This window comes from Paenibacillus sp. FSL H3-0469, assembly GCF_038051945.1.
Classification (GTDB): Bacteria; Bacillota; Bacilli; order Paenibacillales; family Paenibacillaceae; genus Paenibacillus_AQ.
The window spans coordinates 6,948,346-6,972,109 of record NZ_CP150302.1 but is presented as its reverse complement, the minus strand read 5'-3'; the positions used below and the strand labels follow the sequence as shown (position 1 = coordinate 6,972,109).

The 23,764-nt window shown below is 40.7% G+C and carries 22 protein-coding genes and 1 pseudogene; 7 read left to right on the top strand and 16 right to left on the bottom strand.

Going from position 1 to position 23,764, the window contains the following annotated elements; genetic code table 11:
* The first annotated feature begins 27 nt into the window (after positions 1-27).
* From NSS83_RS30275 to NSS83_RS30260, 4 genes and pseudogenes are all read left to right on the top strand, one after another.
* Complete coding sequence (locus NSS83_RS30275) at positions 28-546, top strand: N-acetyltransferase (RefSeq protein WP_341187945.1); 519 nt, start codon at positions 28-30, stop codon at positions 544-546.
* Positions 528-656: pseudogene (locus tag NSS83_RS30270) on the top strand (YheC/YheD family protein); the annotation flags it as partial. The gene NSS83_RS30275 and the pseudogene NSS83_RS30270, both read left to right, overlap by 19 nt.
* A 147-nt stretch (positions 657-803) precedes the next feature.
* Positions 804-1,946, top strand: coding sequence for a thermonuclease family protein (locus tag NSS83_RS30265; protein ID WP_341347146.1), 1,143 nt, complete (start codon positions 804-806; stop codon positions 1,944-1,946).
* An 81-nt stretch (positions 1,947-2,027) separates the two neighbouring features.
* Positions 2,028-2,723, top strand: coding sequence for a hypothetical protein (locus tag NSS83_RS30260; protein ID WP_341347145.1), 696 nt, complete (start codon positions 2,028-2,030; stop codon positions 2,721-2,723).
* 39 nt (positions 2,724-2,762) lie between these two features.
* On the opposite strand, the gene NSS83_RS30255 is transcribed toward NSS83_RS30260, so the two are convergent.
* From NSS83_RS30255 to NSS83_RS30245, 3 genes are all read right to left on the bottom strand, one after another.
* Complete coding sequence (locus NSS83_RS30255) at positions 2,763-2,981, bottom strand: hypothetical protein (RefSeq protein ID WP_341347144.1); 219 nt, start codon at positions 2,979-2,981, stop codon at positions 2,763-2,765.
* 190 nt (positions 2,982-3,171) lie between these two features.
* A complete protein-coding gene (locus tag NSS83_RS30250) occupies positions 3,172-3,471 on the bottom strand; it encodes a hypothetical protein (protein ID WP_341347143.1) in 300 nt (99 codons plus the stop codon).
* Positions 3,464-3,664 (bottom strand): hypothetical protein, encoded by a 201-nt coding sequence (locus NSS83_RS30245; RefSeq protein ID WP_341348784.1) that lies wholly within the window; start codon positions 3,662-3,664, stop codon positions 3,464-3,466. Before NSS83_RS30245 ends, NSS83_RS30250 begins: the two co-directional genes overlap by 8 nt.
* Before the next feature lie 302 nt (positions 3,665-3,966).
* On the opposite strand from NSS83_RS30245, the gene NSS83_RS30240 reads away from it, so the two are divergent.
* From NSS83_RS30240 to NSS83_RS30230, 3 genes are all read left to right on the top strand, one after another.
* Positions 3,967-4,524 (top strand): hypothetical protein, encoded by a 558-nt coding sequence (locus tag NSS83_RS30240; RefSeq protein WP_341347142.1) that lies wholly within the window; start codon positions 3,967-3,969, stop codon positions 4,522-4,524.
* 446 nt (positions 4,525-4,970) lie between these two features.
* Positions 4,971-6,494 (top strand): cohesin domain-containing protein, encoded by a 1,524-nt coding sequence (locus NSS83_RS30235; RefSeq protein WP_341347141.1) that lies wholly within the window; start codon positions 4,971-4,973, stop codon positions 6,492-6,494.
* Positions 6,495-6,511: 17 nt separating this feature from the next.
* Positions 6,512-7,729 carry a kelch repeat-containing protein gene (locus NSS83_RS30230; protein WP_341347140.1) on the top strand — a complete coding sequence of 406 codons (1,218 nt, stop codon included), beginning with the start codon at positions 6,512-6,514 and terminating at the stop codon, positions 7,727-7,729.
* Positions 7,730-7,991: 262 nt separating this feature from the next.
* Here the strand turns inward: NSS83_RS30230 and NSS83_RS30225 are convergent, their stop codons facing one another.
* From NSS83_RS30225 to NSS83_RS30165, 13 genes are all read right to left on the bottom strand, one after another.
* Positions 7,992-8,846 (bottom strand): hypothetical protein, encoded by an 855-nt coding sequence (locus tag NSS83_RS30225; protein WP_341347139.1) that lies wholly within the window; start codon positions 8,844-8,846, stop codon positions 7,992-7,994.
* 137 nt (positions 8,847-8,983) lie between these two features.
* Positions 8,984-9,946, bottom strand: a complete 963-nt coding sequence (locus tag NSS83_RS30220; protein WP_341347138.1) for a hypothetical protein — start codon at positions 9,944-9,946, stop codon at positions 8,984-8,986.
* Positions 9,947-10,740: 794 nt separating this feature from the next.
* The gene (locus tag NSS83_RS30215; RefSeq protein ID WP_341347137.1) at positions 10,741-12,144 is read right to left on the bottom strand and encodes a restriction endonuclease subunit S; all 1,404 of its coding nucleotides are present in this window, start codon (positions 12,142-12,144) and stop codon (positions 10,741-10,743) included.
* On the bottom strand, positions 12,144-14,354 hold the full coding sequence (locus tag NSS83_RS30210) for an N-6 DNA methylase (RefSeq protein ID WP_341347136.1): 2,211 nt from the start codon (positions 14,352-14,354) through the stop codon (positions 12,144-12,146). The genes NSS83_RS30215 and NSS83_RS30210 overlap by 1 nt, the downstream gene beginning before the upstream one ends.
* A gap of 284 nt (positions 14,355-14,638) precedes the next feature.
* The gene (locus tag NSS83_RS30205; protein ID WP_341347135.1) at positions 14,639-15,058 is read right to left on the bottom strand and encodes an A24 family peptidase; all 420 of its coding nucleotides are present in this window, start codon (positions 15,056-15,058) and stop codon (positions 14,639-14,641) included.
* Positions 15,059-15,222: 164 nt separating this feature from the next.
* The gene (locus NSS83_RS30200) at positions 15,223-17,610 is read right to left on the bottom strand and encodes a CARDB domain-containing protein (protein WP_341347134.1); all 2,388 of its coding nucleotides are present in this window, start codon (positions 17,608-17,610) and stop codon (positions 15,223-15,225) included.
* Positions 17,611-17,713: 103 nt separating this feature from the next.
* Entirely contained in the window at positions 17,714-18,610 is an 897-nt protein-coding gene (locus tag NSS83_RS30195; protein WP_341347133.1) for a copper amine oxidase N-terminal domain-containing protein, read from the bottom strand.
* 5 nt (positions 18,611-18,615) lie between these two features.
* On the bottom strand, positions 18,616-18,930 hold the full coding sequence (locus tag NSS83_RS30190; RefSeq protein ID WP_341347132.1) for a hypothetical protein: 315 nt from the start codon (positions 18,928-18,930) through the stop codon (positions 18,616-18,618).
* Between the two features lie 252 nt (positions 18,931-19,182).
* Entirely contained in the window at positions 19,183-19,572 is a 390-nt protein-coding gene (locus tag NSS83_RS30185; protein WP_341347131.1) for a type II toxin-antitoxin system death-on-curing family toxin, read from the bottom strand.
* The gene (locus NSS83_RS30180; RefSeq protein ID WP_341347130.1) at positions 19,572-19,718 is read right to left on the bottom strand and encodes a hypothetical protein; all 147 of its coding nucleotides are present in this window, start codon (positions 19,716-19,718) and stop codon (positions 19,572-19,574) included. Before NSS83_RS30180 ends, NSS83_RS30185 begins: the two co-directional genes overlap by 1 nt.
* Before the next feature lie 176 nt (positions 19,719-19,894).
* On the bottom strand, positions 19,895-20,467 hold the full coding sequence (locus NSS83_RS30175) for a hypothetical protein (protein ID WP_341347129.1): 573 nt from the start codon (positions 20,465-20,467) through the stop codon (positions 19,895-19,897).
* Positions 20,468-20,575: 108 nt separating this feature from the next.
* Entirely contained in the window at positions 20,576-20,929 is a 354-nt protein-coding gene (locus tag NSS83_RS30170) for a hypothetical protein (protein WP_341347128.1), read from the bottom strand.
* 123 nt (positions 20,930-21,052) lie between these two features.
* Entirely contained in the window at positions 21,053-23,761 is a 2,709-nt protein-coding gene (locus NSS83_RS30165; protein WP_341347127.1) for a hypothetical protein, read from the bottom strand.
* Between the last annotated feature and the right edge of the window lie 3 nt (positions 23,762-23,764).

Below are 23,764 nucleotides of genomic sequence, written 5' to 3'. Positions count from 1 at the left end.
CCATTATCCGTCAAAGGAAGTGACACCATGCAGATATCCTCACTCTACGATAGCAATCCCGTACAGTGGGAATCCAGGCGAACCGGATTGCTTGAGTTCCTGAGGGAGTATGGGGAGCAGCGGATTACCCTTCGCGGGTGCAGGAGGCTGGCCCGGCTGACACCGGATCAGCTCGCCCTGCCGGGGGTCTCCCTGCTCGTTGCCACGGTGCGGGGTCAGAACGGCCGCCAGCTCGCAGGCGTCAGCTTCGTGTCCGGCTTCGGCAAGGAGGCCTGTGTAGTCGCCGTCCATCCCCTGTACCGGAATAGACATACGGGCACAGCCCTGCTTGCTGCACAGCTGGAGCGCCTTGGTCAGCTGGAATGCCATGTCGCCTGCGACAATGCAGCCAGCCTCAAGATGTGCTTCAACATCGGCCTTGCAGCTGTTGACCTGGTTACCGGCCCTACAGGCAAGTCCACTCTGCTCTTGCGTTCCCCAGGGAGCGCAGTTGATCCCGCCATTCTCCCGCAAGGAGGTGAACTCCTGTGCCAGAGCCCGTCCTAGGCATCCTCACTCTGTATCTGAACGACGCCAAGCAGCTCGAAGAGAAGAGTGTATACCGGAGGATGATTATCGAAGGCAGCCGAATCGGGCTGGATGTCTTTGTGTTCACACGTTGATCATAGACGTTTGAAGATAATTGCCTTGGTTAATCACTGATGGGATTCTGTTGCCCAATGAAAAATTCCTCTATTACAGTATTTACATATCATTGTATATTACCGATAGTTCCTAAGTAGGAATACTAAGGGGGAACACTTGTGTTTAAATCAAAAAAGACTTTGATTATTATCGGCATCATGGCTTTATTAGAAATCACTATTTTTACAGGCATGTCTTTACGAGATGCCGTAGGAATGAACTTTTTTCTTCTAGCACTTACTGTATTTATTTGTTGGTGTATTGGCATGCTCAAACCAACAATTATAATTCGCTGGGGAAACTTAGCGAATAGAAACCGGAAAACAATCACTAAATATTCTTCAATCCTTTTTTTCTTATTCATAACTTTGTTTGTTCTGGTAATCCCTAAAGATTCTCCTTTTGAACAAAAAATCAGTAAACATAGTTCAAGTAACACTGAAGTCCTGGACACTTTCGTACTTAAATCCGAACCAAATATAGAGCCCGTGGCAGAAACAACTCAAAAAAACTCTGAACTCGCCAGCATGTCAACAGGAACAAAATATATAGAAGAAGCAAAGGTCACCGCAGTTACTGATGGTGATACTTTCACAGTCAGATTAGACGGAAAGTCTGAAAAGGTCCGTCTTATTCTCATTGATACTCCCGAGACAAAACATCCGAGTAAACCTGTACAACCTTTTGGATTAGAGGCAAGTGAGTTTACAACCAAGTTGCTTACCGGAAAAACAGTAAAGCTTGAAATGGATGTATCCGAACGTGACCAGTACGGTCGTATCCTGGCCTATGCCTATCTTGATAATAAGATGGTCAATGAAATGTTACTTGAGAAAGGTCTTGCACGGGTCGCTGTTTATCAACCGGACGTTAAATATGTAGAACAATTCCGGGTGATCCAGAAGAAAGCCCAAGCTGCAAAACTGGGAATTTGGAGTATTGAAGATTATGCTACTGACAAGGGTTTTGATGATGCTGTTGTAGCTAAGGCTACTGCCCAGCCAACTGCAATAGTTAAACCATCACCTAAACCCACAGCTACACCGAAGCCTACCGCCACTAAAAAACCTGTTCCAGCCAAAACCCAAAAACCTACACCTACTAAAAAACCGAAACCAAAAGCAACCCCGGAACCAGTTCAAGATGTTTACTATAAGAACTGTTCTGCCGTGAGAGCAGCCGGTGCTGCACCGATTTATGCTGGAGAACCTGGATACTCTAGAAAACTTGATCGAGATGGTGACGGAATAGCCTGCGAATAAATGTTAGCCCCAGAAGATTATCTAGGTTTTAGCTATGAAAAAGAATAACTATTTTGTAAAATATCATTTAGGGGGAACACCATGAAGAAACCATTCTATAAGCAGTGGGTATTTTGGGTAATTGTTATTGTCGTTGGTGGTATCATAGGACTGACAACTGAAAATGATGATCCTACAGATCAGGCAGATCCATTAGCTACCGAAGAGGCTCAGCCCGCTGTAGTCGAGGCCACGCCAGAACCAACTACTATTCCTACTGAAGCACCATCGATTAAACCCACTCTCCAACCAACCACAGCACCTACTCAAGCAATAGCCGCTGATAAAGTGCCTTTGTCAAAGGATGAGGTGCTGGCATACATAGCGAACCTTACAGGAAAAACCTTTATCAAAGAGGTCAAAGTTGGTACGGATAGTATAAGCGTGATTTTCTTCAAAAATTTCAAAGAATACAAAGATGCCAACCCGAATTCTGGTATTAAAAATGAGGATTATGTAGATTATTTCGCTACTGGAGATCAGATCAATAAGCTACTTATGCAAGAAACGAGCCGACTATTTAAGCAATTCCCAGGAACAGAAACGATTAATATGACCATACCCTATGATGGGAAAACGTACTCTGTGGATTTGACTAAGGGAGCCGTAGAAAGCTTTTATAACGTAGACTTCAGTACTCTTACTTCAAATGAAATATGGCGTGAGAAGATAAGTGATCCCCACTTCAACAAAGAGAACAGACAAAAATTCGTTGATAAATTTGTTACAATAAAATAAAAAAAGCCCCGGGGACTCTCCGGGGTTTTGTTATGTCGTTCATTTCTTTAGATTATCCTTTAATACACCGGCTAGTTCGACCGTGTATTTGGTCAACCGCAGACTAATCTTGATACGCATAACATCCCGGGTCAGACCAAAGCGTTCCTGTAGCCTCGGTAAAAGATTTTGTAACACCAGAAGCTCCTCCTGCTCATCAGGCAGCACCCGGATATTGCGCTGCTTCAGTTCCTTCTGCAGCCGGTGGGTATCATCCATAATGCGCTGCTGAATCGCCTAGCCGGCAATTATGGAGGCCCGCTGGAGAATGCTGCCGGACGTTCCTCGACCGCAATCCTTTTTCGCACCTCTTCACCCTGCTTCTGTTCATACTCCTGAACATGCTCTGTAATGAGCATCTTGGTCTTCCACCGCTAATTGCCGTCTAGCTTACTCATAATGCATCCCCTTAATGGTACAGCCAGTAATCAGCATTACCGCCGCGCTGCGCCGTCTGCACGCCTCCCTGCGGCGTTGCATCATATGATGCGTGACGTTCCCACTCCTCCAAGATCACGGCTGTCTGGATGGGCTTGCCCGCCTCCCACTCTATATAATGCTCCGCTGCCAGCACTTTAAAACCCTTGATGATCTCCGCTGGCCGCCGCCCGCTTAACCGCCCCAGCTCCTGGATCGAGGGCATTCGCTTAAAATGGTATTTAAACTGGACGATAATCCGCAGCAGCTTGCGCGGGGTGTCGTCAAGCATGGCGCAGCTCTCTTACGGGCTTCGATGATAAGATGCTGGCTGTCAGGAATACGCGCGGCGCACCGGTGGTCAGACACGTGGCCCGGATGCGGCCGTCACGAATGCCATTTACTTCAATCTTTCGCTGACTGATTTTGCCCGCTTTGTCCATATATATTATCTCTATAGTTTGGCCGATGCTCATCTTCATGATTTGATCTCCTCCGAAAAGTAAGAACGTTTGTTTGTATTATATGCCCTTAGTGGATTTTTAAGCAATGGAAAATAAACACTATATAGAGTCAACTTAACTTGCTACATTGGCGAAAACCCTTGATCCACAAAAACTTCACCAATCATATGTCCATCATTCTTAAGTTTAGCTTATATGCACTTAATTTCTTTTATTTATAATTAATGGAAATCAAGTGGGAGAAATTAGTTAAATAAATCAAAAATAATCGAGGATACTAAAAGAAGGTTACGAAATTCACAAAGTAAAGGAGTAGATGATCAATGAGTGGTTGGAATTGTGCAAAAGGTAACGGTTCAGGAGTGGAAATTGACGCACCGCCGCAAGCTGTCCGGGTTTCCGAAGGTCACATAGATTTTGCTGTTGGGGCTTCCAAAGCCGATGCCATTTTAGCAAAAGGGGGCCCTGCAGATTGTTTTATATGGTCCCATTTTCACGGTATTCACCAAGATAGGTATGGACAATCTGATTATACACTGTGTATTTTAGTCACAGATGAATCTAATTATCCCTACTTCATTAGTGGACCCTTGAGTGAAACGATTAAAGGCGAGATCGATAAACCGGATGTTCACTTACACTGTTATGCTGCCTTTCCACCAACAACTGATTTACAGACAGCAGTCAATAACAATAATAAGAAATTGACAGTAACATTAAAAGGAAGCAGAAAGCGCGATGATTGGGGATGGCTAACAAAAGAACTTCAAGGAATATTCAGTGATCTCAAAGAAGAAGTTGTAGAGAAATACATCAAAGGTTCGATTAGTCCTGAAAATCTGCTACTAATTCTTCAAGGAAAAAGTCCCGTTCTTTCTTAGAAAATCAATATTCTAAATTGTGACATCAACGAAATAGCGTGAACATAAAAACATGTTGTGGGCTTTAGTTGAAATCCAGTTCAGAACTTTCAGGGAGGCTGTCAGCTTGTAGGATTATCGTCATAAAATAACTCCTGGGCTAATGCCTGGCGGGTTATTTTATGTATGCTCTAAATTTAAACAGTTTTAAACAAAAAAAGCCCGCCGACCAATTTAAGGTTGACGGGCTCTTTTATTTTCTTGAGGTGACCTGCCGAATCCCATAATTATGTATTTTAAATGTCTTCAATCTATATATCCCAAATATAAGAATTTATGTTTAGACATATACCAATTATTGTCTTAGGATAATCACGCAACATTAATACATATTTTACAATGATGTGAAAGGAGAAGTAGCGAAAATAAAAATTGATAAAAACAAATCTATCATTGAGGTGTAAAAAATGAAACGATTAAAGATTATCCTAACTGTAAGTATTGCTTTATTAGTACTTTTCATTCCCATTACTCGTATCTTTGCAGAATATTCAGGCCCAACAACAGTATGGTTTGATCTAGGTTCTGATAAGCCAGTTGGGTCTACTATGGCAATTGGAACAGGAAATACATCAAATATTGTCGGTTTCACTGAATCTGGATATACGAGCAATACTCAAGCGTGGGCATTTACCACTTCTTATTCAATGAATTCCTCTTTTAATATCACACCAGTTAAAAAAACTCGATATATAAAAGTAACTGTGCCATCTGGTTCAAGTCTTACAAGTATTAATATCTATTCAAGTGACAATAAGACAGGAACGACTCTTTCAATTGAGTCTGGAACAACAACTCCACCGGCACTGCCAGCAGCTCCTACACCTTCTATAGAGCCAACAGCCACACCAACACCAACGGATACAGATTTACTTAGAGGAATTCCGCTTATTACTGGAAAGTATGAAGCAACGGATGGTAATGATTCTACTGGATTAGCAATTATGCATACTAGTGTATTGACATATGAGTTTCCTAGTGCAGTAGATATCACAGCTGCGAGATGGTTTACTGCCGGCGTGTCAGCAAAAATCACCTTTTATAATGAAAAAAACGAAGTTATTGAGTCGAAATTATTTAACCCTACATCTTTATCAAGTAGAATACCTGTTACTTACAGCGGTGTAAAAAAAATTACTGTATCCGCATCAGGCACTGATACAGGTTATATTTACTTATATAGCCTCGAACTTTACGGTGCACTTCAAACTCCAGTATCTACGCCAACAGCTACTACTACGCCTGTTCCAACAGCGACACCTACTCCAACTGTAACTCCAACACCAACGGCTACACCAGAACCTACTCCAAGCCCTACCTCAACACCAGCGCTGGAGCCTACTCTTGATGTAGCCATTGCTCCAGAAAAAATCGGTTTGGGTAAAGAGTTCACAGCAGATATCTCACTCAAAAACGTGAAGGATATTTATGCTGAAGACTTTGAAGTTAAGTATGACAAGGAGCACTTGCAGTACCTCGGATTTGTAGAGGTGACCGGTTATAAGGTTTACAATAAACCCGTGGATCAAAACGGTGCCGTCCGCTTTATTGTAGCCAGTCAAGGTGAAGAATACGGCATCAACGAAGACACGGTTGTCGTCAAGCTCAAATTTAAGGCTAAAGCCAAAGGTACAGCCGTTGTCGATGCAACCAAAGCGAGGATTGCAGATACCGAAGAGGAATATGATCTTGAAACTGTTAACTGTCTAGAGGACAGCGTCATCATAGAGGCAACTGACGTAAATAAATCAGGAACCTTCACTCTGGTAGACCTTGCAATTGATGCTAGGTACTTCAAATATTTCGCCCCTGATGTTGATCCGATAAAGTATAATGCTCAACAAGCCGGTGATGAATATGTGAATGATGATGACCTGCTTTTTATTGTGGATCAGATTCTAAACAACTCGGATTATTTGCCTAATATTTAATTAAAGGAGTCCTTTAAATGAGATACTTAAAGTCAGTGTTAATAATAATTTTATTGGCACTAACTCTTAACCCGATAATCGCACACGCAGATGAAGCACAATGGATAGAGAAAAACCCTATTTCCACCAAATCAAATAATATGAGTGTAATCACGGTTAATGGAGAAATGTATCGTATAGGTGGTTTCGATTTCGACTCTATTCCATCAAGTTCTTCAGATAAACTCTTTAAGTATGATGCTTCAAATGATAGTTGGATTCCAAAAGCAAGTATGAATGTAAAGCGTGATTATTTTGCAATTGCTGAAGCAGGGGGGAAGATCTATGTTTTTGGTGGTCATCAATACTTAGGAAACAACATTCCCCCTACTATAATAAACTCGGTTGAAGAATACGACCCTGCCACAAATGTTTGGACAGTAAAAGCTAACATGCCTACTGCCAGAATGGGTATGCATGCTGCAACAGTAAACGGTAAAATATATGTTATAAGCGGTATTGTTGGAGATAATAATTTCACTTCTTCAGTCGTTGAAGAGTACGATCCGGCTACAAATTCCTGGACGAAAAAGAACGACATACCGACTAAAAGATGGACTTATGGTATAGGCGTTTACTCTAATAAGATATTTATTATTGGTGGATATTATAGCGGGACTACAAAAACTGATAAAATAGAAATTTATGACCCTAACTCCGATTCTTGGACAACCAGCTCAGCAGTTTCACCTACTTTGAATGCCGAACCTAGATCTGTAACTTATAAAGACAATATTTATCTTTTTGGTGTAGGAGGTACATTTATTTTTTCCCCTTCAACTGAAACTTTAACTAGTTTACCAGCGATACCTGCACCTAAATATGTGGATGGTTCAGCCATTGGATTACTAAATGGAAAGCTATATTCTGTAGGCGGTTCTGGTCAATCAACTGTTTTTGAGTATACACTTGAAAAAAGCGATAATCCTGGGACTGATCCAACACCAGAACCTACTGGAGATCGGGCTATCCTTACCATCACTCTAATAACAGGCATTGAAAAAGAATTTGACCTGTCAAAAGAAGAAGTCAACGCATTCCTGACATGGTACGATGCTAAAGACGCAGGTTCAGGCCATACCAAGTTCGCAATCGACAAACATAGTAACAACAAAGGTCCATTCAGCAAACGAACTGAATACGTAATACATGATAAAATCCTAACCTTTGAAGTAAGTGAGTATACAGCACAGTAATAACAAACCCGTCAGGCTCACTAGCCCGGCGGGTTATTTTATGTATGCTCTAAATTTAAACCGATCTCGTCTAAACCATTTCCCTATGATCTTAACCATGCCCGGATGATACCCTTCCGCCATTCCTCCTCCATAATCGTTAATTCGGCCTTCTGGGTAATCAATGTATTGGCCCTCTCCATTCATAAAATACAACTGTGCTGGACAAATCGCGCTGCATCTCATTAATTAGAGTTATCCTTTATTTCAAAACTACAGGTTGTTAGTATCCATCACGACGAAATTTCGTAATAATTCCGTCTCCATCTTTTTCAAAAATAAAATTCTTTCTCTCATCGAGAATTACTGATTGATACGTGAGGTCAGGATTCAATGCAGACTTCTCCATCACTCTTTTAATCTCATTTACGAAATATCCTTTTGAGTATGGTGAGATAACGACCTGTTCAATAATCTCTTTCCATTGTATTTGCAGCTCTTGGATAGGTTTTTTATTAGCATCTAATTCTAGCTTTATTACAGCCCTTACTTCATTTTCATGATTGTAAGATAAATCTTTTCTAAATAAGGTATCTAACGGTGTTGAACTACTTTCTTCATGATATTTAATTACTCCTTTTGGACGTTCGTTTAATCTGTGAGAAAGATACTTATGACCCATTAAATCAAGATACTCAACAGCTCCAATTAAAAGACGTGAATTATACATTATTAAAGCATTATACAGACGTTCAAAAGTGGTCGTAATTGCAATTCCATCTTTTCCCTTCCCCACATACAAGTCCCACATAGCTAATGATTGTGACTTATTGGAGTGCCAACAACTTACACCGTATTCTTCTCGACCATATATAAATATTTCTAGCCACTCTGAATATGATATGTACGGTGGCGAAGGAATATTTGGATACTGTGAAGTAAGATCATTATGTGCTTGTTCACCATCATCAAATAATGCGATCATAGTTTGCCAGTCTAAACTCATAAGACCTTCATTTTTATCTTCAAATTGACTGGGTTGGGTAAAATAAATCGTCCCCCTCTCAAGCATACTTACAAATCTTTCATAGTTCATATAACGCCACAATCTTTTAGTTCTAGGTGGTTTAGGTATCATATATTTCTCAAATCCTCCATTAAATAATCTAAACTGAAATCAAAATACTAATCTGCAACTATTCATTAAGCCTCACGGAAACTTGTTCGTATGTTAATAAATTTGTTAGCTGGAGAGCAACTTAATATATGCGAAATTTATAAGAACTTAGATATACCACTCAAAAACTTTTCCTTAAGTTTAGCCTCTTCACTTTTATCAAAATATCTCGGGTCTACTATTCCAGATCCAGGACTTTGTTGATCAAGAATATATAAAATGCGCTCGAATTTTATGTATTCAATGTTACTTTTAGGGATTAACATCTTGTCACCACCAAGGCGGCTTTCCCAGTCACTTATCAAAATTGAGTTATCTAGATTATAGTTCAGGATATATTTGTTATTTAATACAGTCCCTCCTTTCAATACAATCTGCGCAGTGATTTTCTCCTTAGTAACAAAATTGAGAAATCCAAAAATCATAAGAATTATTAATACATACATACAAGCTAGAAAAACGATGAAATAATTGATAGGATCCTCAATTTTATTAAAATGAATGATTCCAGCAAGTGTATTACTCACTTTTAAAGCGACTATCATTTTAGACTCAGCAACCAGTTCATTTATTAAAAATCCAATGTAGAAAGAATACACAAAAATTAAAACTATAGGTGAAATTAAGAGAACACCTAAGATAACTCGTCTTTTCTTGTCACTTTTGAAGAGAAATTTCCTTGTATTTTTTTTCAAGACGGTTCTGACTAATATCAACATAATAGAGACAGCCAAAACAAATCCAAAAGTGAACCAATTGAAGAATAAATTCCAGAAAAACAGGTATACCTTAGACACAGAATTAATTTTCATATTCGTAGCAAATAAGGCGTATATCAAAAAAAACAGCACTAAAAACATCATTAATATACTATTTCTTAACGTGTTGGTTGGCTTACTTGTGAATATCTGTTCTTCCTTCGAAGCATATATTCTCAAACGCAAAAATGCCCCTATTACTAATGGAACTCCAACTGTGATTACTGCTCTTATAAATGATTCCGTCACTACCCCGTGCATAATTCCCCTCTTCCTAAGGTAATCAATTTCCTGCTTAATCAAAAAAATCGCCCTGCCAGCCTAAGCTAACAGGGCGATTGCGCCGATACTTTCGGACTACACGCCGGTGCTTCCGATCCGTGTAGTTTCACATTAACACGATTGTAACAATCTGTAAATCGACAATTTATAGTCATAAAGTGACTACGGTCCATAGCAGATCAGCGGTCAGAGGTGGTGCCAATGGCCTGAAATACGGGCCTCTACTGATAGCAACTTTCTTCCTCCCATCAGATACTAAAAAATCAAAAATACACATCACAATAGAGCTGCCACCGCTTGTTCAAGACCAACTCCCAACCCCAGCAGTTCAACCAACTTCATATCACCGCCCCCAGGGATCAAGGACTAATTATGAAGACTAGGAAGAACACTGCACCTCGGATCAGCCTCCATAAACATTCCGGGCTGAATCCTATACTGAGCACTATCAATGATAAAATTGCTGGGTAAGTTATCTTATTGGAAATCCGCCGCTCCGTGATATCCGTCTATCTGAACCAGCAGCAAAGCATGATAAAGGATATTATCAGCAACATATTTATTATGGCCATCGCTTTATACTCCTATATCGGGGAATAACAGTTGCAGGCCACAGATCACGATTACCTCCAGCAGTATAAACAAGTTAGATATCATAATTTAAATTATTCAAGTCTTTAAGGCAAACACGAGCATCTCCTAACAAAGAACAAACAATACCATATACTATACATCCCCATTGAGTTAGATTTTCAAATTGAACCAACAGCGAATAAAAAGCAAAAGAAATTCAATTCAGTAAAGGTATTTCTCTTTCATGATGTAGCTTCTTCACTTATCACTAGATTATTAATTGGATTTGTAGAAGGATAACCTTCAAGGATAATTTTTTCAATAACCTTTTCTGCATCATCAAGTATAGTTTTCGAATTTTCTTTCATCTCAGCTACCATATCCTTAACCTCTTTTATTTTCTCTACTAATTTGAGCTGCATATGAATTGGTGGCAATGGAAAATCAATGTTAAATATATCTTCGTTACCAATCGCATAGTTCCCTACTGCAGTCCTAGCGTTTGCTTCAATTTGTGGACGTATAATACTTGTAGATAGAATATACTCCAAGTATTCAGGTAAAATATTTTTTTTACATCGGATGCGCATTAATTTATCCGGAAAAATTATATCCTTATAATCTTTTTGAATAAGCGCTGGTCGTCCTACGTATGCTAAAGTTCCGTTAGTACGACAAATTAGTATATCGCCCACTTTTAGATCAAAGCTTACTCTGTACTGTAACTTGTCGGTTATATATTTTGTTTCTTCTTCTAAGAAGACCCCGCTAGTAACTGCACTTAACTTCAATACTTTCAGTTTTGTTGGCTTATTACTCGGACTGCCAGAACAACCATGCTTAACTTCACTTATACAATCCCTTCCAATTACCACAGGATAATTCCCCATTGTTATTTGTGAAACCTGGTTTAATAAATGAGTTGCTCGTTGACTCCATTTTGTAAGTTTCGTCCAGTTAGTTGTAATAACCTTAGGTTGTTGAGTGATTTCTTTTGTTTTAAGACCCAGTTGACCTAATATATATCTCTCTAGCTCTTTTGGTAATTTGTTTAAATCAAGGTTTATTTTTGTTAATTTACGTGTGGCCGTATGCCAATTCTCTAGAATCTTCTTTTGAATTGATATTGGCGGAATGGGAATTTGTAATGATTCAAGTAAAGGAAAAGTTAGATTCATTCTAACGGAACCCGCTGTAGCTGCTCGTAAGCTCTCATTAAAAAAACTTGATTTTAAAATAAGCCAAAAAATCTCAGGGAGAATTTCCTTCTGATTAACTGAAAAAACTACATAAGCTGGACTAATATATGCTCCATCATGCTCTAATGGCACCCAACCAATTGATCCAACATTAATCCGATATGGATTATAGGCGAAATCCCCTGCGCTAACTCTTTTATATGACTGATTGATATCTTTTCCCAGAGAATCGTATGCATGAAATATCCCTTGAGTGTTATTCACACCCAAAATTTTATACGATTCTTCAGGAAAATTGTAAAGTTGTTCTTTTTCGTTATGTTCAATAACAAGATTTTTCAACGGAACTAAAGGATACACGGATTTTATACTATTAGCGTAAAATTTCACATCCCAGCGTCCTAGTTGACTGAAACTTACTCTGCGAACTGGAGTGGTTGTATCCATTACTCTGCCTCCTCTGTATCTATATTTATAGCGGAGTCTTGAGAATTTTGAAATTGACGATACCATTCTAAACAAGTTTTTTCCAAAAATTGCGGCTGATTTACGTTAGGATATAATTCATTTAGATCCTCTTCACCTGTAGCGTTAATACCAACTTTATCTGCTTCGTACATAAAAATTGGGTAGTCAAAACGATCCTTTAACAATTGTCTAGACTCGTTTAATTTCCTTTCTTCCATTGTTTTAAGATATTCTTTTAATTCCTTTATCACTGCTTTTCGTTCCTCAGTGTCTCCACTGTCTTTCAACTGTTTCATTCTTGTTTCCAACCTATTTTTTACAGCAATAATTTCTTTAGCATAAAGATTTTCAATTTCTAATTTAGCATTTTTATTAATTTCATTATAGAGTTCTTCTTCCTCTTCCGTAAATTTCTTAAGGAAAAGTAGAGAGCACTTTACACTTGCCCCAGAACTCATAAAGGTCTCTGGGGGTAAACTTACAATTGCACGAATAAAAGCTCGATTCTCAGTGAACTCACGTACATATGCGAGAGATGGATTATTAAAAACACCTTCAGGTAGAACTATTCCCATTCGACCTCCAGGTTTAAGAAGATCCAAACAACGTTCAATAAATAGTATTTCCGTTTTTATCTTTGATTTCTCATTTTTCGGTAAATCAAACAAACTTGCAATAGGTTTATTTAATGCCGCCCTCACTCTTGCCTGAGATTGTATATAAAGTTCCCCATATTCACTTAAGTAACGACGTTCGGATTCAGGGTTTACATTAATATCAACCTCAAGTACTTTATCGGTAGATTCGACATTTGCACCGAAAGGAGGATTGGTGAGGATAATATCAAATCGTCCCTCAAAAATACCATTAACATTAAGGAACCCATCATGGTGATGAACCCCTCCATGGCCATCCCCATGCATTATCATATTCATTTTACTAGTACGGGCCATTCTGTCATTGGCGTCTGTACCAAAGATACAACGATTGGATAATTTCCATAAACGGGAACCTTCACGTCGTTGATCAATTTTATCCTGAATTTCATTATATTTATCTTGGAGTTTTTTCGCTTTTTTTTCATCGCTTAATTGTTCATTTTCAATTGACGCCTTAAATTCGTTGTATTCCATATCTGCATCAGCTAATATTTTTTCTCTTACAATCTCAAATACACGAATTAAAAACCCTCCAGATCCACTTGCCGGATCACAAACAATGTCATCTTCCTTAGGATCAACCATGTGCACCATAAATTCGACTATAGTTCTCGGCGTGAAAAACTGACCTATCTCACCTCTAAAAGTTCGCCCGAGAAATCGTTCAAAAGCAACCCCTTTAATATCTTCACTAGTGTCAGATAGATTGTACTTTTCTAACTTTCGAACTATTTCTTCACCAGTCGCTGGTTTTAAATTTATTCGTTCATCGTCTTCAAATATTTTATCTGTAGAAAAAGCACGCTTAGTCTCTTGAAATAAGTTATCTAAAGGATTATTAGCAATTTGGCGATTAAGTACATCGACTGTAAAAAGATTTTCCTTACTGCGACGAGTAAGTAATTGTCTTTCAACATATACTTTCACAAAAAGAACCTTAGCAATTTCATCGAAAGCTGCTGCTGGATCCTTCTTTTCCCTGTTTCGGATGATATTATGGCACTGGTGCAAAAGGTCTGCAAACTCCTTCTCCTTAAACACACGAAGCTTAGAGAGCAATTCCTTGACCTGATCGTCAGTTGCATCAACATGAGGAATATTTTCTATCTCTTCTGTATAACCAGGTACTTTATCTTTTTTAACTCTCCAGTATTTAGTCTCGCGTGAATTATGAGTAACGAAGAATGGGGCATCGCAAATTCTCGCATAATTTTCTCCTTGACTATAGTCTTGCGGTTTTATTGTTATATTATCAGACTTACATTCAACAATAATAAAAGGAGCATTATCAGAGACTTTGTCCTGTACAGTACGCCAAATGACAAAATCAGCTCTTGCACCAGCACTACCTCTACCAGTCAGATCAAGTTCTTCAGCAATTTGGTCTATGGAAAAATTGTAATCATTCACTAAAATCAATAGATATTTCTGACGAACACTTTCTTCTGGAGTTTCTACTAACCATTTTTTACGAATGTGACTCCATATCTTCCCTTTAAGCTTATCTCGTTTTATTTCTAAATTACTCATTCGCTGCCTCCAAAATAGATTATTCTATTATAAAATAATATTAATTTAAATATACGTTTGCAAGGTAACTTTAATATTTCCAATATACGAAAAGTGTGATTATGGAATCTTGAAAACCTCAAAATCATATGAATTTGGCTTCATAAAAACGGAAAAAAATAAAAGCCCTGTAGCCGCAGCTAACAGGGCAATTTCCATTTAATTCGGACTTCACGCCGATGCTTCCGATACGTGTAATTTCACATTAACATGATTATAACAATCTGTAAATCGATAATTTGAATTCAATAATTGACTATGGTCCACAGCAGACCAGCGGTCAGAAATGGTGCCAATGGCACAGAGATCTGGGTCTCAACTGACAGCAACTTTCTTCCTCCCAAATACAGAAAAACAAAAATACACATAAATAATAGAGTGACCACTGATCGTTCCAGGCCGATACATAATCCAAGCAGTGCAACTAACTTCACGTCACCTGCCCCCAACGATTGGTGGCTGATCATGAAGACCAGGAATAACAATACACCTGGGACCAACCCCCATAAATATTCCGGGTTGAATCCTATCCTGATCACTAGCAATGATAAAATTGCTGGGTACGTTAGCTTATTAGAGATCCGCCGCTCCGTGATATCGGTGTAGCTGAACCAGCAGCAAAGCATGACTAAGGATATTATCAGCAGCATATTTACTGTGGCCATTACTTTATACTCCTAGATCCGGGAATAACAGTTGCAGGCCACAGATCGCGATTACCTCCAGCAGTGTACATAAGTTAGATATCATGTTTTCCTCCTTCATACGAGCTTTCTCGTTACTCACAAGTAAACCCCCACCGAGAACGATGGGGTTACCTATTTGCTATTTATTTGGTCCGTCTTACATTCTGCACATCATCATACATACTGCCGTAGATTTCTACTTCCTTCGTAATACAAGTCACTAAGCTATTCATCCCTGCGGGATCAGTTGAAATCTTAATCCGGTAATAGCCATCAGTAGCATTGACAGAGGTCATGTATTTGCGACTCTGATAGACTTTGCCTGAGTCAGAGGTGATTTTAGCCAATGGTAACTCCCAGGTAGCGTTATTGCGGTCCCCGCTGGTCTTCTCCAGCTTTACTTGTCGCTCGTACTTCCAGTTTGAGTCATAGATAGTAGCATATACCGCATCAGGACCGTGGTAAGTTCCCCCTAACGGATATGCTGTTCCTTCTAGGCCTGTCGGTATCTTTGTCTCCCAATTGGTGCTGTAAGATGTATTCACTTTGAGCTCAATGCCGTAACCAGCTCTGGTAATTGCATTGGCATCCTTTCCGCTTTTCTTGGCATAGGGGATGATCTCCCAGGAACCGCGGCTCTCCTTGTCCGACTCTTTAGGATGATCAAGATCTGTTGCTATGCCTTGCTTGGTGTTCACTTCTGCAGAGATCTTCAGATTCTCCTGGTACGTTACAGGAGTATTGCTCCAGTTAGGATCACCGTAGTCTGTATAATACTGAGTGAAGTAGTGAGTCTTACCATCCGCCGTTGTATAGCTTGAAGAGTAGTACTTCGTAGGATAACCAGTAATCACTGGATAGGATACTGACCATTCACCAGCCGCCTCCGGCTGATTACATTCGCTCCCACCTCCAGCAGCACCTGATACAACACTGCAGCCAGTCGTGACAATATTATTGCTCCGATTCTGATCCACCTTTTCTTTCTCGGGATCAACGGAGAGCGTAAGATTGTGAACTCCTGTTGAGGTGCCTGTCCAATTAAAAGGACCCACGGTTAGCGTCTGACCTGCAGCAAAAGATTTGCGCGTCTCATAGATTTTGCTGGCGTTATCGTATAAGCGAATAAGCACATCATTCTGCTCAACTGCGCTGTCATTCTTCACTTTCCCGGTGATGCTGGAATGACTGCCCTTGGTGATGGAACTTGGAGACGCTGTGATCGATACCGCAATTAGATCAGCCTTCGGAGCCACACGTTCAATCATCCATTCTCCATGTAGCATATTGTTGTTGTATGCCACCGCCGGTGACTCCAGCGCCCGATCCTGATGGACCGGATTGTTAATGGTGGCGTCCACTTTGATATAGTACTTCCCCGGATCATCACCAATCTCGATTTTACCGAGCATGTAGTTGAACTCCTGACCATTCACTATGGTCGCAGAAAGAGATTGGTTCATCGATGCCAGCGAAAACTCTGCGGTAAGTACACTGCCAATCTTAACTGCAGCATTCATTGGCACCCCCCGCGTACTCACATAATCGGAAGCCATAATATCATCTCCGTCATAGCGGAATTTCACCCAGAGCTGTCCACCGTCCGTGAGGGTTAACTTCGTAGGTACGAAGTCTAGTGCTTGCTCATTTGGAAGCGCAATACTCTTAATGGCTGTCCGGCCATAACCATCATCCACGATGATATCTACGTCTTTGCCGAGGACTTTGGAGATATCCTTCGCATTCACACTTACATTGCCGTTATAGACTGGTTCAGCAGTGTGAATGAGTTTACCGTCCGTTAGACTAACCACTTTGGATAAGTCCGGAAAAGCACCCTTTGGGACTGCGATCACCCGAATGTCCCGTTCAGAGTATCCGTATGAGGAGAAAGCGACATTCAATGCGTTTCCCTGAGATACTGTTAATTTCGGCCAAGGGGAAACATCATAGAGCGCTCGATAAGAGTCATCACTGATCTTTTGTGAACTGTTGAACTTGATGCCCATGCGCGGAACGATGCCGGATGTACGAAGGAATGGATACAAAGTTTGAATCGTATAGTAGTATTCATGGCCCTTTTTAAAGATAGGATCATTTGCTGTGTGAAGGAATTGGTTACGGAAGTATTGCCGCTGCTTTGTTTCAATTGGTTGACCTGCCCAAATAGAGTCGAATAGATCACCCAAAGCCGACTCACTTTTAAAGACTAATCCAAAGCCATTCTCTTTACTAAAACTCTGGTCTACTTGAGTTCTTTTTACGTTAAAGACATCATAGTTAGGCACTATTCTTGTCTGACCATCTGAAAAGGTGAATAACCCAGCCCATTGATAGAGCTGCCATGGGTTATTGTTCACCTGCTTATCTAGAGCTGGAATATAACCAGCAAAACCATTTGCCTCTTGCTTTCCATACTCCCAATTTACATACTGACGTAACATCGGAACCTCAGCTGCCGAAACATTTGAGGTTATTGATAGCAGCAAGGCAAAAATGCTTAATAAAATACCAGTCCTCTTTTTAATCATAAACACCAACCCTTCATAATTCCTGGATTCTTTTCAACGACAAAAAAGCCTGTCTATTTTTCTAGGCAGACTTTTTTCATTAAAGTGACGATATCAAAATGGACTATTTTAACGACTTGGCTTTCCCCAATACCTCTGATAACGGAGAGGCACTATTGCCATTACCAAATACAATTACATCACCAATTATCTTTCCAAATAATGCACTTAGATCTTCATTAAAATTTGTATCTAATGTGATATTGTAACCTTCCCAACTATCACCATTAGATTCTGGCTTTGAAATTGAAATAAACCCTGCCCCTTTTCCTATCGCAAAAGAGTAAGTTTTTCCAGGAGTGAGTATTACAGAGGAACCATCATTGGCATATTTACTACCACTCTCAGCAATTTTAGGCATAGTGAAAGTTAACTTCCCACTTACAACCTTCATATTATCTACAAACAATTCTTTGCCCAGCTCTGTCTCACGAGGCCACTCAAACCCGACTTTAAACATATTATTCCCACCCGCAGCAGGCGTGGCCGAAGGAGACGGACTCACTACCGGTGTTGCAGATGCTCCTGTCGTAATCGTCACCAAACGCTTTTCTTGATTCCACCCCACCTCTGCACCAAGAGCTTCAGACACGAACCGCAAGGGTACGTAGGTACGGTTCTGTTGCAGCCGCGCAGGTACATCCAGCTTCTGAATGACGGAATCAACCGTTACGGTGTCGCTGTTAATCTTCATCAGGACTTTCTTCGTACCTAATTCAATCGTTACGGATCGATCCAGGCCATAACCTACCTTCGCTCCCAACGCTTCACTGACGAACCGGATCGGTATCATTACCCGGTTATTCTCATAGTATGGCTTCGCGTCCGGGAACTTGAGCGCTGTTCCATTGACCTGTACCGAGACCATGACTTGAGCTGCAGATGCAATGTTTGCGATCAAGCCTATTATCATGATCATTGCAAGAAACACACTACCTACTCTCAGTCTACTCCGACTCATTTGCTTCACTCCCCTGTTTTGATTTTCATTTGTTGTATTAACTGTAGTAACAGTTGGATCGTCCCTTGGAATTCCTCAGATATATTCATCAGGTTCTTCTCGTTATCGCCTAGCAAAGCTCTCCACTCCGGGCTCCAGAAATAGCGAGTTTCATCTTCATTCAGACGATGGATCGCTTCGCGGATAGCCTCGGCTCTGTTGGTGTTATGCTTATCGCAATAATCCTGCAGGATCTTTTCAGTGGCCGCATCCAGTCGGATGGGAACGGCTTTGCTCTTTGGATTCGCTGAAGGCGGTCTACCCATTCTTGAAGGGTTCAAAACAATCACCTCATTTTATGATATACGCATAGTATATTGTATCGTATATCGTTTGTAAAGAAATATTTCCCAAATATGATATCCACCCCCTCCCTCCTCTCCCCCACCGCACCTTCACACTGAAAAAAGGCAAAATAAAAAGCCCCTCAACGGCGCTTGTGTCGTGATGCTATTCATAACTCCATCTTTCATTCTCCTACAGAACAAGCATACCGCATTTATTCAAGACAAACGTATGCAAAAAGTATGGAATTATCCGTTCTTGTACGAGTTCTTCTCTAACCATGCTGCTAAGGCTTGAATGCCTACTTTCTTGGTGGCGACCTGGATGGCCACCTTAAAGAGTTCCTCAGGATCTGCATCGAGTTCAAATCCGTTTAGCCCCAGAAAGACATATGTCACCAGGACTCCCGTCCTTTTATTGGCATCGTAGAAACAATGGGATGATATTAGGCCGTCCATCAAAACCGCTGCTTTCAAAAATAAACCGGGATACTGCTCCTCACCGAAGACCACACTAAATGGCTTCTGCGAAATGAAGTCAAGATATCCCGGTTCTCTGATTCCGGCCAATCCATTCGATTCGGCCAGCTCTGCATCATGAATTTCGATAATCTGTCGAGGTGTCAGTTGGATATACATCAGTTCTTAGCCAACTTATCCAAGGTTTTTCTGTATTTCTTCATGCCCTTTTTGGCAAGCTTCAGAACCTCAGCATCGGAGGCCGCTGGTTGTTTACCCTCTTGCTTCTGTTCGATCATTTGTCCATCCTCCTTCTTCTCATCCATCAGCGTTCCTCCCAGGTTAGACTTGGTAAAGTATATACCCTAATCATTCTATATATACTTGAGGATCACAGGATGATATCACAAGTTTGAGTTGATTATAGCATGTTCAGTCGGCAACCGGCACCACGCTTCGTTCTTTATCTTTCATGAAACAAACAAAAAAGCGAAATGCTCCTTTACCCAGCCACCCTATTACTTACGTATTCCAATGTCTCTTCCAATACCTTATTCCGATACTGGGAGGTATCAATATAAGGTATGCCATACTTAAGGCAATCATCATGTAAAACATAATTCATTTTAGCCCAATGACCTGCATGCTGTTCTAAGTCAGAATGGGATAAACCATAAGACCAATCGGTCGCTTTATCATTTGTGCGGCATAGGTCGATAATCCCCTGCTGATCAAGAGAACCATGGCCTAAGCAGACAACAACATGTTCATCACAATGGATATAATCTCTAACGTATTTAGGGTGTAATTGTCCGCTCTCCAGGATACATTTATTTGTCTTTGATCCGGATATGAAGAATTCCAGAAGAAACCTTTGGAAATAATCACTATGCTCAAATTCTTTCTGTTCCTTTATATTATTCCTGAAGTATCCTTCCCTTCCTTCACCTCGAATCATAGCCCACTTTAAATCATCACTATGGCTCAAATTGAATTCAGGCAGCTTGGCTTTCAACATACCGGCTAATGTTGTTTTACCTGCTCGACCCACTCCTAAAATAAGAACACTCTTCATTTATAATCCTCCTTAAATTAACATAAATAGCCCTATCAACTGGCAAAGTTGCCTGTCAATAGGACTATTAAATATGATTATATTATTCTGTAGAAGTGATCAACATCTTCATTTTACATTAATCCAAAATTGCAATTCTGTATCGCTGATCGCCCGAACTTCGGGATATGTTACTTTGTGGCCCTTGGCCTCCAATTCTTTTTTGACATCATCCATTACACTGGCAGGTGCTTCCCCCCCCATATTTGATTTACAAATAACACAATCCGTTTTGATCTCCGTTTTAATTCCATCATATTTTTTACCTTTATGGCTATGAACAATCATCATGAAAGGGTCGCCGTACTTATCCAGTTTTAGATTATCAATCAAAGTCTTCTTTAATAATTCTCTAGCCTCTTTGTAAAATTCCATTTCTTTTAAATACTCTTTTTGATTTTGATCCTTGGATTTAAAAAACATAATATCATCCTCCAAATTTTTATTTTAGTACTTGTAGATTGACTTAAAGTCATTCATTTAACTAAAATACAGATGAAAAAATAGGCCTCCTTTACTGGAAGCCTATATATTTTTTTCCTTACACTAGATTCCTGAAGCCAGTGTAAACGTAAACTGCGAACGGTAAGTTCCCACACGAAGTCCAGTTTTGGCTCCAGCTTGATAGGCACTGCCGTCTCCAGCCGAAACAACTTCTACCTTATCCGGCACACGGAGCATGTAACTCATCGGCAGTTGATATTGCCCCATCCCCTGGAATGCCTCTGCTTTCGCCAAGACTACGGGTTCAGCATTAAAGACATAGGAGCCATTCAGCCCAAGATTCATATTTTGCCCCACGAGTGTTGTTGTATCCTTAACGTCTACACTCAAAACCGTGGAAGGCATCTTGACGACCAAGCTGTTTGTTCCCAAGCTGTTATCTACCACTGGGTCACTGATGAAATCGGTAATTTTGAGCGAATAGTTCCAACCTGCGCCGGTCCCACGACTATCTTCAATTATGGAGTTAGTAACGCTGTTGAGCACCTGGTACTGATTAGTCGTGCCGATTGTCACCGTATCAAGCAGTAACCCGTTAAACTGAGCATTGAACCCGCCGCCCAGGACCGTAAAGGAAATATCCTCTGAACCAATCGGACTGCCCCAGCCTGGATCTATGGTTGGTTGCGGGGTGACCGTAGGGGCTACTGTAGGCACGGGTATTGCCGTAGGGGTTGCCGTTGGTGTTGGTGCAACCGTTGGTGCTACTGTCGGCACAGGAGTGGCTGTAGGGGCCACTGTTGGGATAGGAGTCGGCCCATTAATTGAGGCCTGACCTGTCGCCAGTTCTTCTCCCGATTGGTTTAGGATTCTTGTGTCCACCACATGGCTACCTTGTGACAAGGTAACGGGTCCTGTATAGTCGGACCACGCCCCATTATCATTGCGGACTTGAACTTTCACACTGGTATGTGTTGTTCCACTTTCCACGGTATACGTTCCATTGCCCTTGTCTATTACCTTGGGATATCCGGCTGCAATAACGATAGGATCATTTGTCACATCCAGAGACATGATCGGGCTAGAGGTAGCGCCTGCTCCTGATCGTGCTTTAAAGCTAATTGCGCCTGGCTGACTTAATACTACGGGAGCTGTGTAATTCTGCCATGTTGTTCCACCATCAACCGAGTACTCACGGGTTTGAATATCGGTAGAAGAACCATAATTCACGGTAATCACATGACGATTAAACTTGTCTAGGGCTACTGTATTTGTTGGCAAATCTAGTACAATTGGAGCGACATAGTCAGGTGGATATACTGTTGGAAATCCTCCATCAACAGGATAACTACTATTGCCGTTAAGCTTTTCTAGAACCCCGTCCTCTGTAATACCATATACATAGGCTGCACCATTACGAGTCGTAACCGAATAAAATTTAAGAAACTTTTTTTGCATTGTAAAGAAATAGGACGCCTTATTAAAGCCTGTTACCGTGTGATCAGCTGCTAACGCATAGGTGTAACCTTCTGCTGAAGCAGCCAAATCGGTTATGTTCACGATTTGGTTGACTGGTCCGGTTATTCTGACAGGGGTTGCTAATGAACCCCCAGAAACTCCAGCTCTATCGAGATAATTCAACCCCACTGCATACACTTTTCCATTTTTAAGATACCAAAAAGTACCGCTGGAATCGGAAGTTACAGTCGTAACCCCAGTATCAATAACATTCATAGGTGAAAAAACTGAGGTATAGAATTCAGACAATGATGTACCCCAGTAACTCAGATCACCATTTTGAATAGACACATAGCCTTGCAGCAAATAATCAGATGCACCGTGTCTCCAAGGGGACATGTATCTGTGTACATTCGATAGGTTGATGTTACTGGGTAGTGGGATCAAGGTATTGCTCGTCAACTCATTAGATATATCCGTTGGGTATCTATAGGTGAACCAGTTTGAAAGAGTGTAGGATGATCCATTGATTGTGAAAATGCGAGAAGATACATTAGCTTTAATATCGGAGTATCCAGTTCCACTTGGACGCGTGTTTATGACCGCATGATTCTGTCCATTCAAAAATTTCATATCAAAGTTGTCTGCTGAACTGAAGGCCGGAAAGATAGAGGTTACATCGACTACCTTGGAGGTCGGGGTGGTGAAAGACGATTTTCCAAATGCCTCTCCGACAAGGTACACAGCATTATCTTTCACGATTAGAATCGAACTGTCTGAAAGATAGAACAACTTCTTCACGCCTGACAACTCTGCTCCGGACGGATCGAGCACTTCAGTAGGGATGCTTTTATCGGCTGCACCACCGATGGCTAACTGTCCACTGGTCCCCTTCCCCCAAGACCATACGGTTCCATCCGTTTTCAGAGCAAAATAACTGTAGCTAGTCGCCATCGACCACGAATAGCCATTTTCGATGACCTGAAAATCAGAAACCTGGTCTAATAGCTTTACAACACTTTTGCCTTTTAACTGTGAGTACATTGTGGTTCCTTGCAAATACACTTTACCTGCTTCAGTATCATAGTTTTCAAAATACATCCGGACTTTATCGGCGGTGATCGACTGCACTGGATAAATGTAGTTCTGCAGTACCTTAGTCCCGTCAGAGAGGTTGAACACAGTGCCGTAAGTCGTATCGTTATGATCATAGGTAATGCTGTCTATGGTAGTAAAGGCAGCACCCTCTGCATTGTTTCCATTCCCCGATAGCAGTATAGGGAATAGAAGAACCAATGATAAGGCTACATACAGTGAACGTAGCCCCTTTTTGTTCGATTTGCTCTTATTCATTAC

What these genes read in the sequence shown, in the direction of transcription:
- NSS83_RS30275 (WP_341187945.1), top strand. Translation starts at nt 28, where the DNA reads ATGCAGATATCCTCACTCTACGATAGCAATCCCGTACAGTGGGAATCC.
- NSS83_RS30260 (WP_341347145.1), top strand. Translation starts at nt 2,028, where the DNA reads ATGAAGAAACCATTCTATAAGCAGTGGGTATTTTGGGTAATTGTTATT.
- NSS83_RS30255 (WP_341347144.1), bottom strand. Translation starts at nt 2,981, where the DNA reads ATGGATGATACCCACCGGCTGCAGAAGGAACTGAAGCAGCGCAATATC.
- NSS83_RS30250 (WP_341347143.1), bottom strand. Translation starts at nt 3,471, where the DNA reads ATGCTTGACGACACCCCGCGCAAGCTGCTGCGGATTATCGTCCAGTTT.
- NSS83_RS30240 (WP_341347142.1), top strand. Translation starts at nt 3,967, where the DNA reads ATGAGTGGTTGGAATTGTGCAAAAGGTAACGGTTCAGGAGTGGAAATT.
- NSS83_RS30235 (WP_341347141.1), top strand. Translation starts at nt 4,971, where the DNA reads ATGAAACGATTAAAGATTATCCTAACTGTAAGTATTGCTTTATTAGTA.
- NSS83_RS30230 (WP_341347140.1), top strand. Translation starts at nt 6,512, where the DNA reads ATGAGATACTTAAAGTCAGTGTTAATAATAATTTTATTGGCACTAACT.
- NSS83_RS30225 (WP_341347139.1), bottom strand. Translation starts at nt 8,846, where the DNA reads ATGATACCTAAACCACCTAGAACTAAAAGATTGTGGCGTTATATGAAC.
- NSS83_RS30215 (WP_341347137.1), bottom strand. Translation starts at nt 12,144, where the DNA reads ATGGATACAACCACTCCAGTTCGCAGAGTAAGTTTCAGTCAACTAGGA.
- NSS83_RS30210 (WP_341347136.1), bottom strand. Translation starts at nt 14,354, where the DNA reads ATGAGTAATTTAGAAATAAAACGAGATAAGCTTAAAGGGAAGATATGG.
- NSS83_RS30205 (WP_341347135.1), bottom strand. Translation starts at nt 15,058, where the DNA reads ATGGCCACAGTAAATATGCTGCTGATAATATCCTTAGTCATGCTTTGC.
- NSS83_RS30200 (WP_341347134.1), bottom strand. Translation starts at nt 17,610, where the DNA reads ATGATTAAAAAGAGGACTGGTATTTTATTAAGCATTTTTGCCTTGCTG.
- NSS83_RS30195 (WP_341347133.1), bottom strand. Translation starts at nt 18,610, where the DNA reads ATGAGTCGGAGTAGACTGAGAGTAGGTAGTGTGTTTCTTGCAATGATC.
- NSS83_RS30185 (WP_341347131.1), bottom strand. Translation starts at nt 19,572, where the DNA reads ATGTATATCCAACTGACACCTCGACAGATTATCGAAATTCATGATGCA.
- NSS83_RS30180 (WP_341347130.1), bottom strand. Translation starts at nt 19,718, where the DNA reads ATGGATGAGAAGAAGGAGGATGGACAAATGATCGAACAGAAGCAAGAG.
- NSS83_RS30175 (WP_341347129.1), bottom strand. Translation starts at nt 20,467, where the DNA reads ATGAAGAGTGTTCTTATTTTAGGAGTGGGTCGAGCAGGTAAAACAACA.
- NSS83_RS30170 (WP_341347128.1), bottom strand. Translation starts at nt 20,929, where the DNA reads ATGTTTTTTAAATCCAAGGATCAAAATCAAAAAGAGTATTTAAAAGAA.
- NSS83_RS30165 (WP_341347127.1), bottom strand. Translation starts at nt 23,761, where the DNA reads ATGAATAAGAGCAAATCGAACAAAAAGGGGCTACGTTCACTGTATGTA.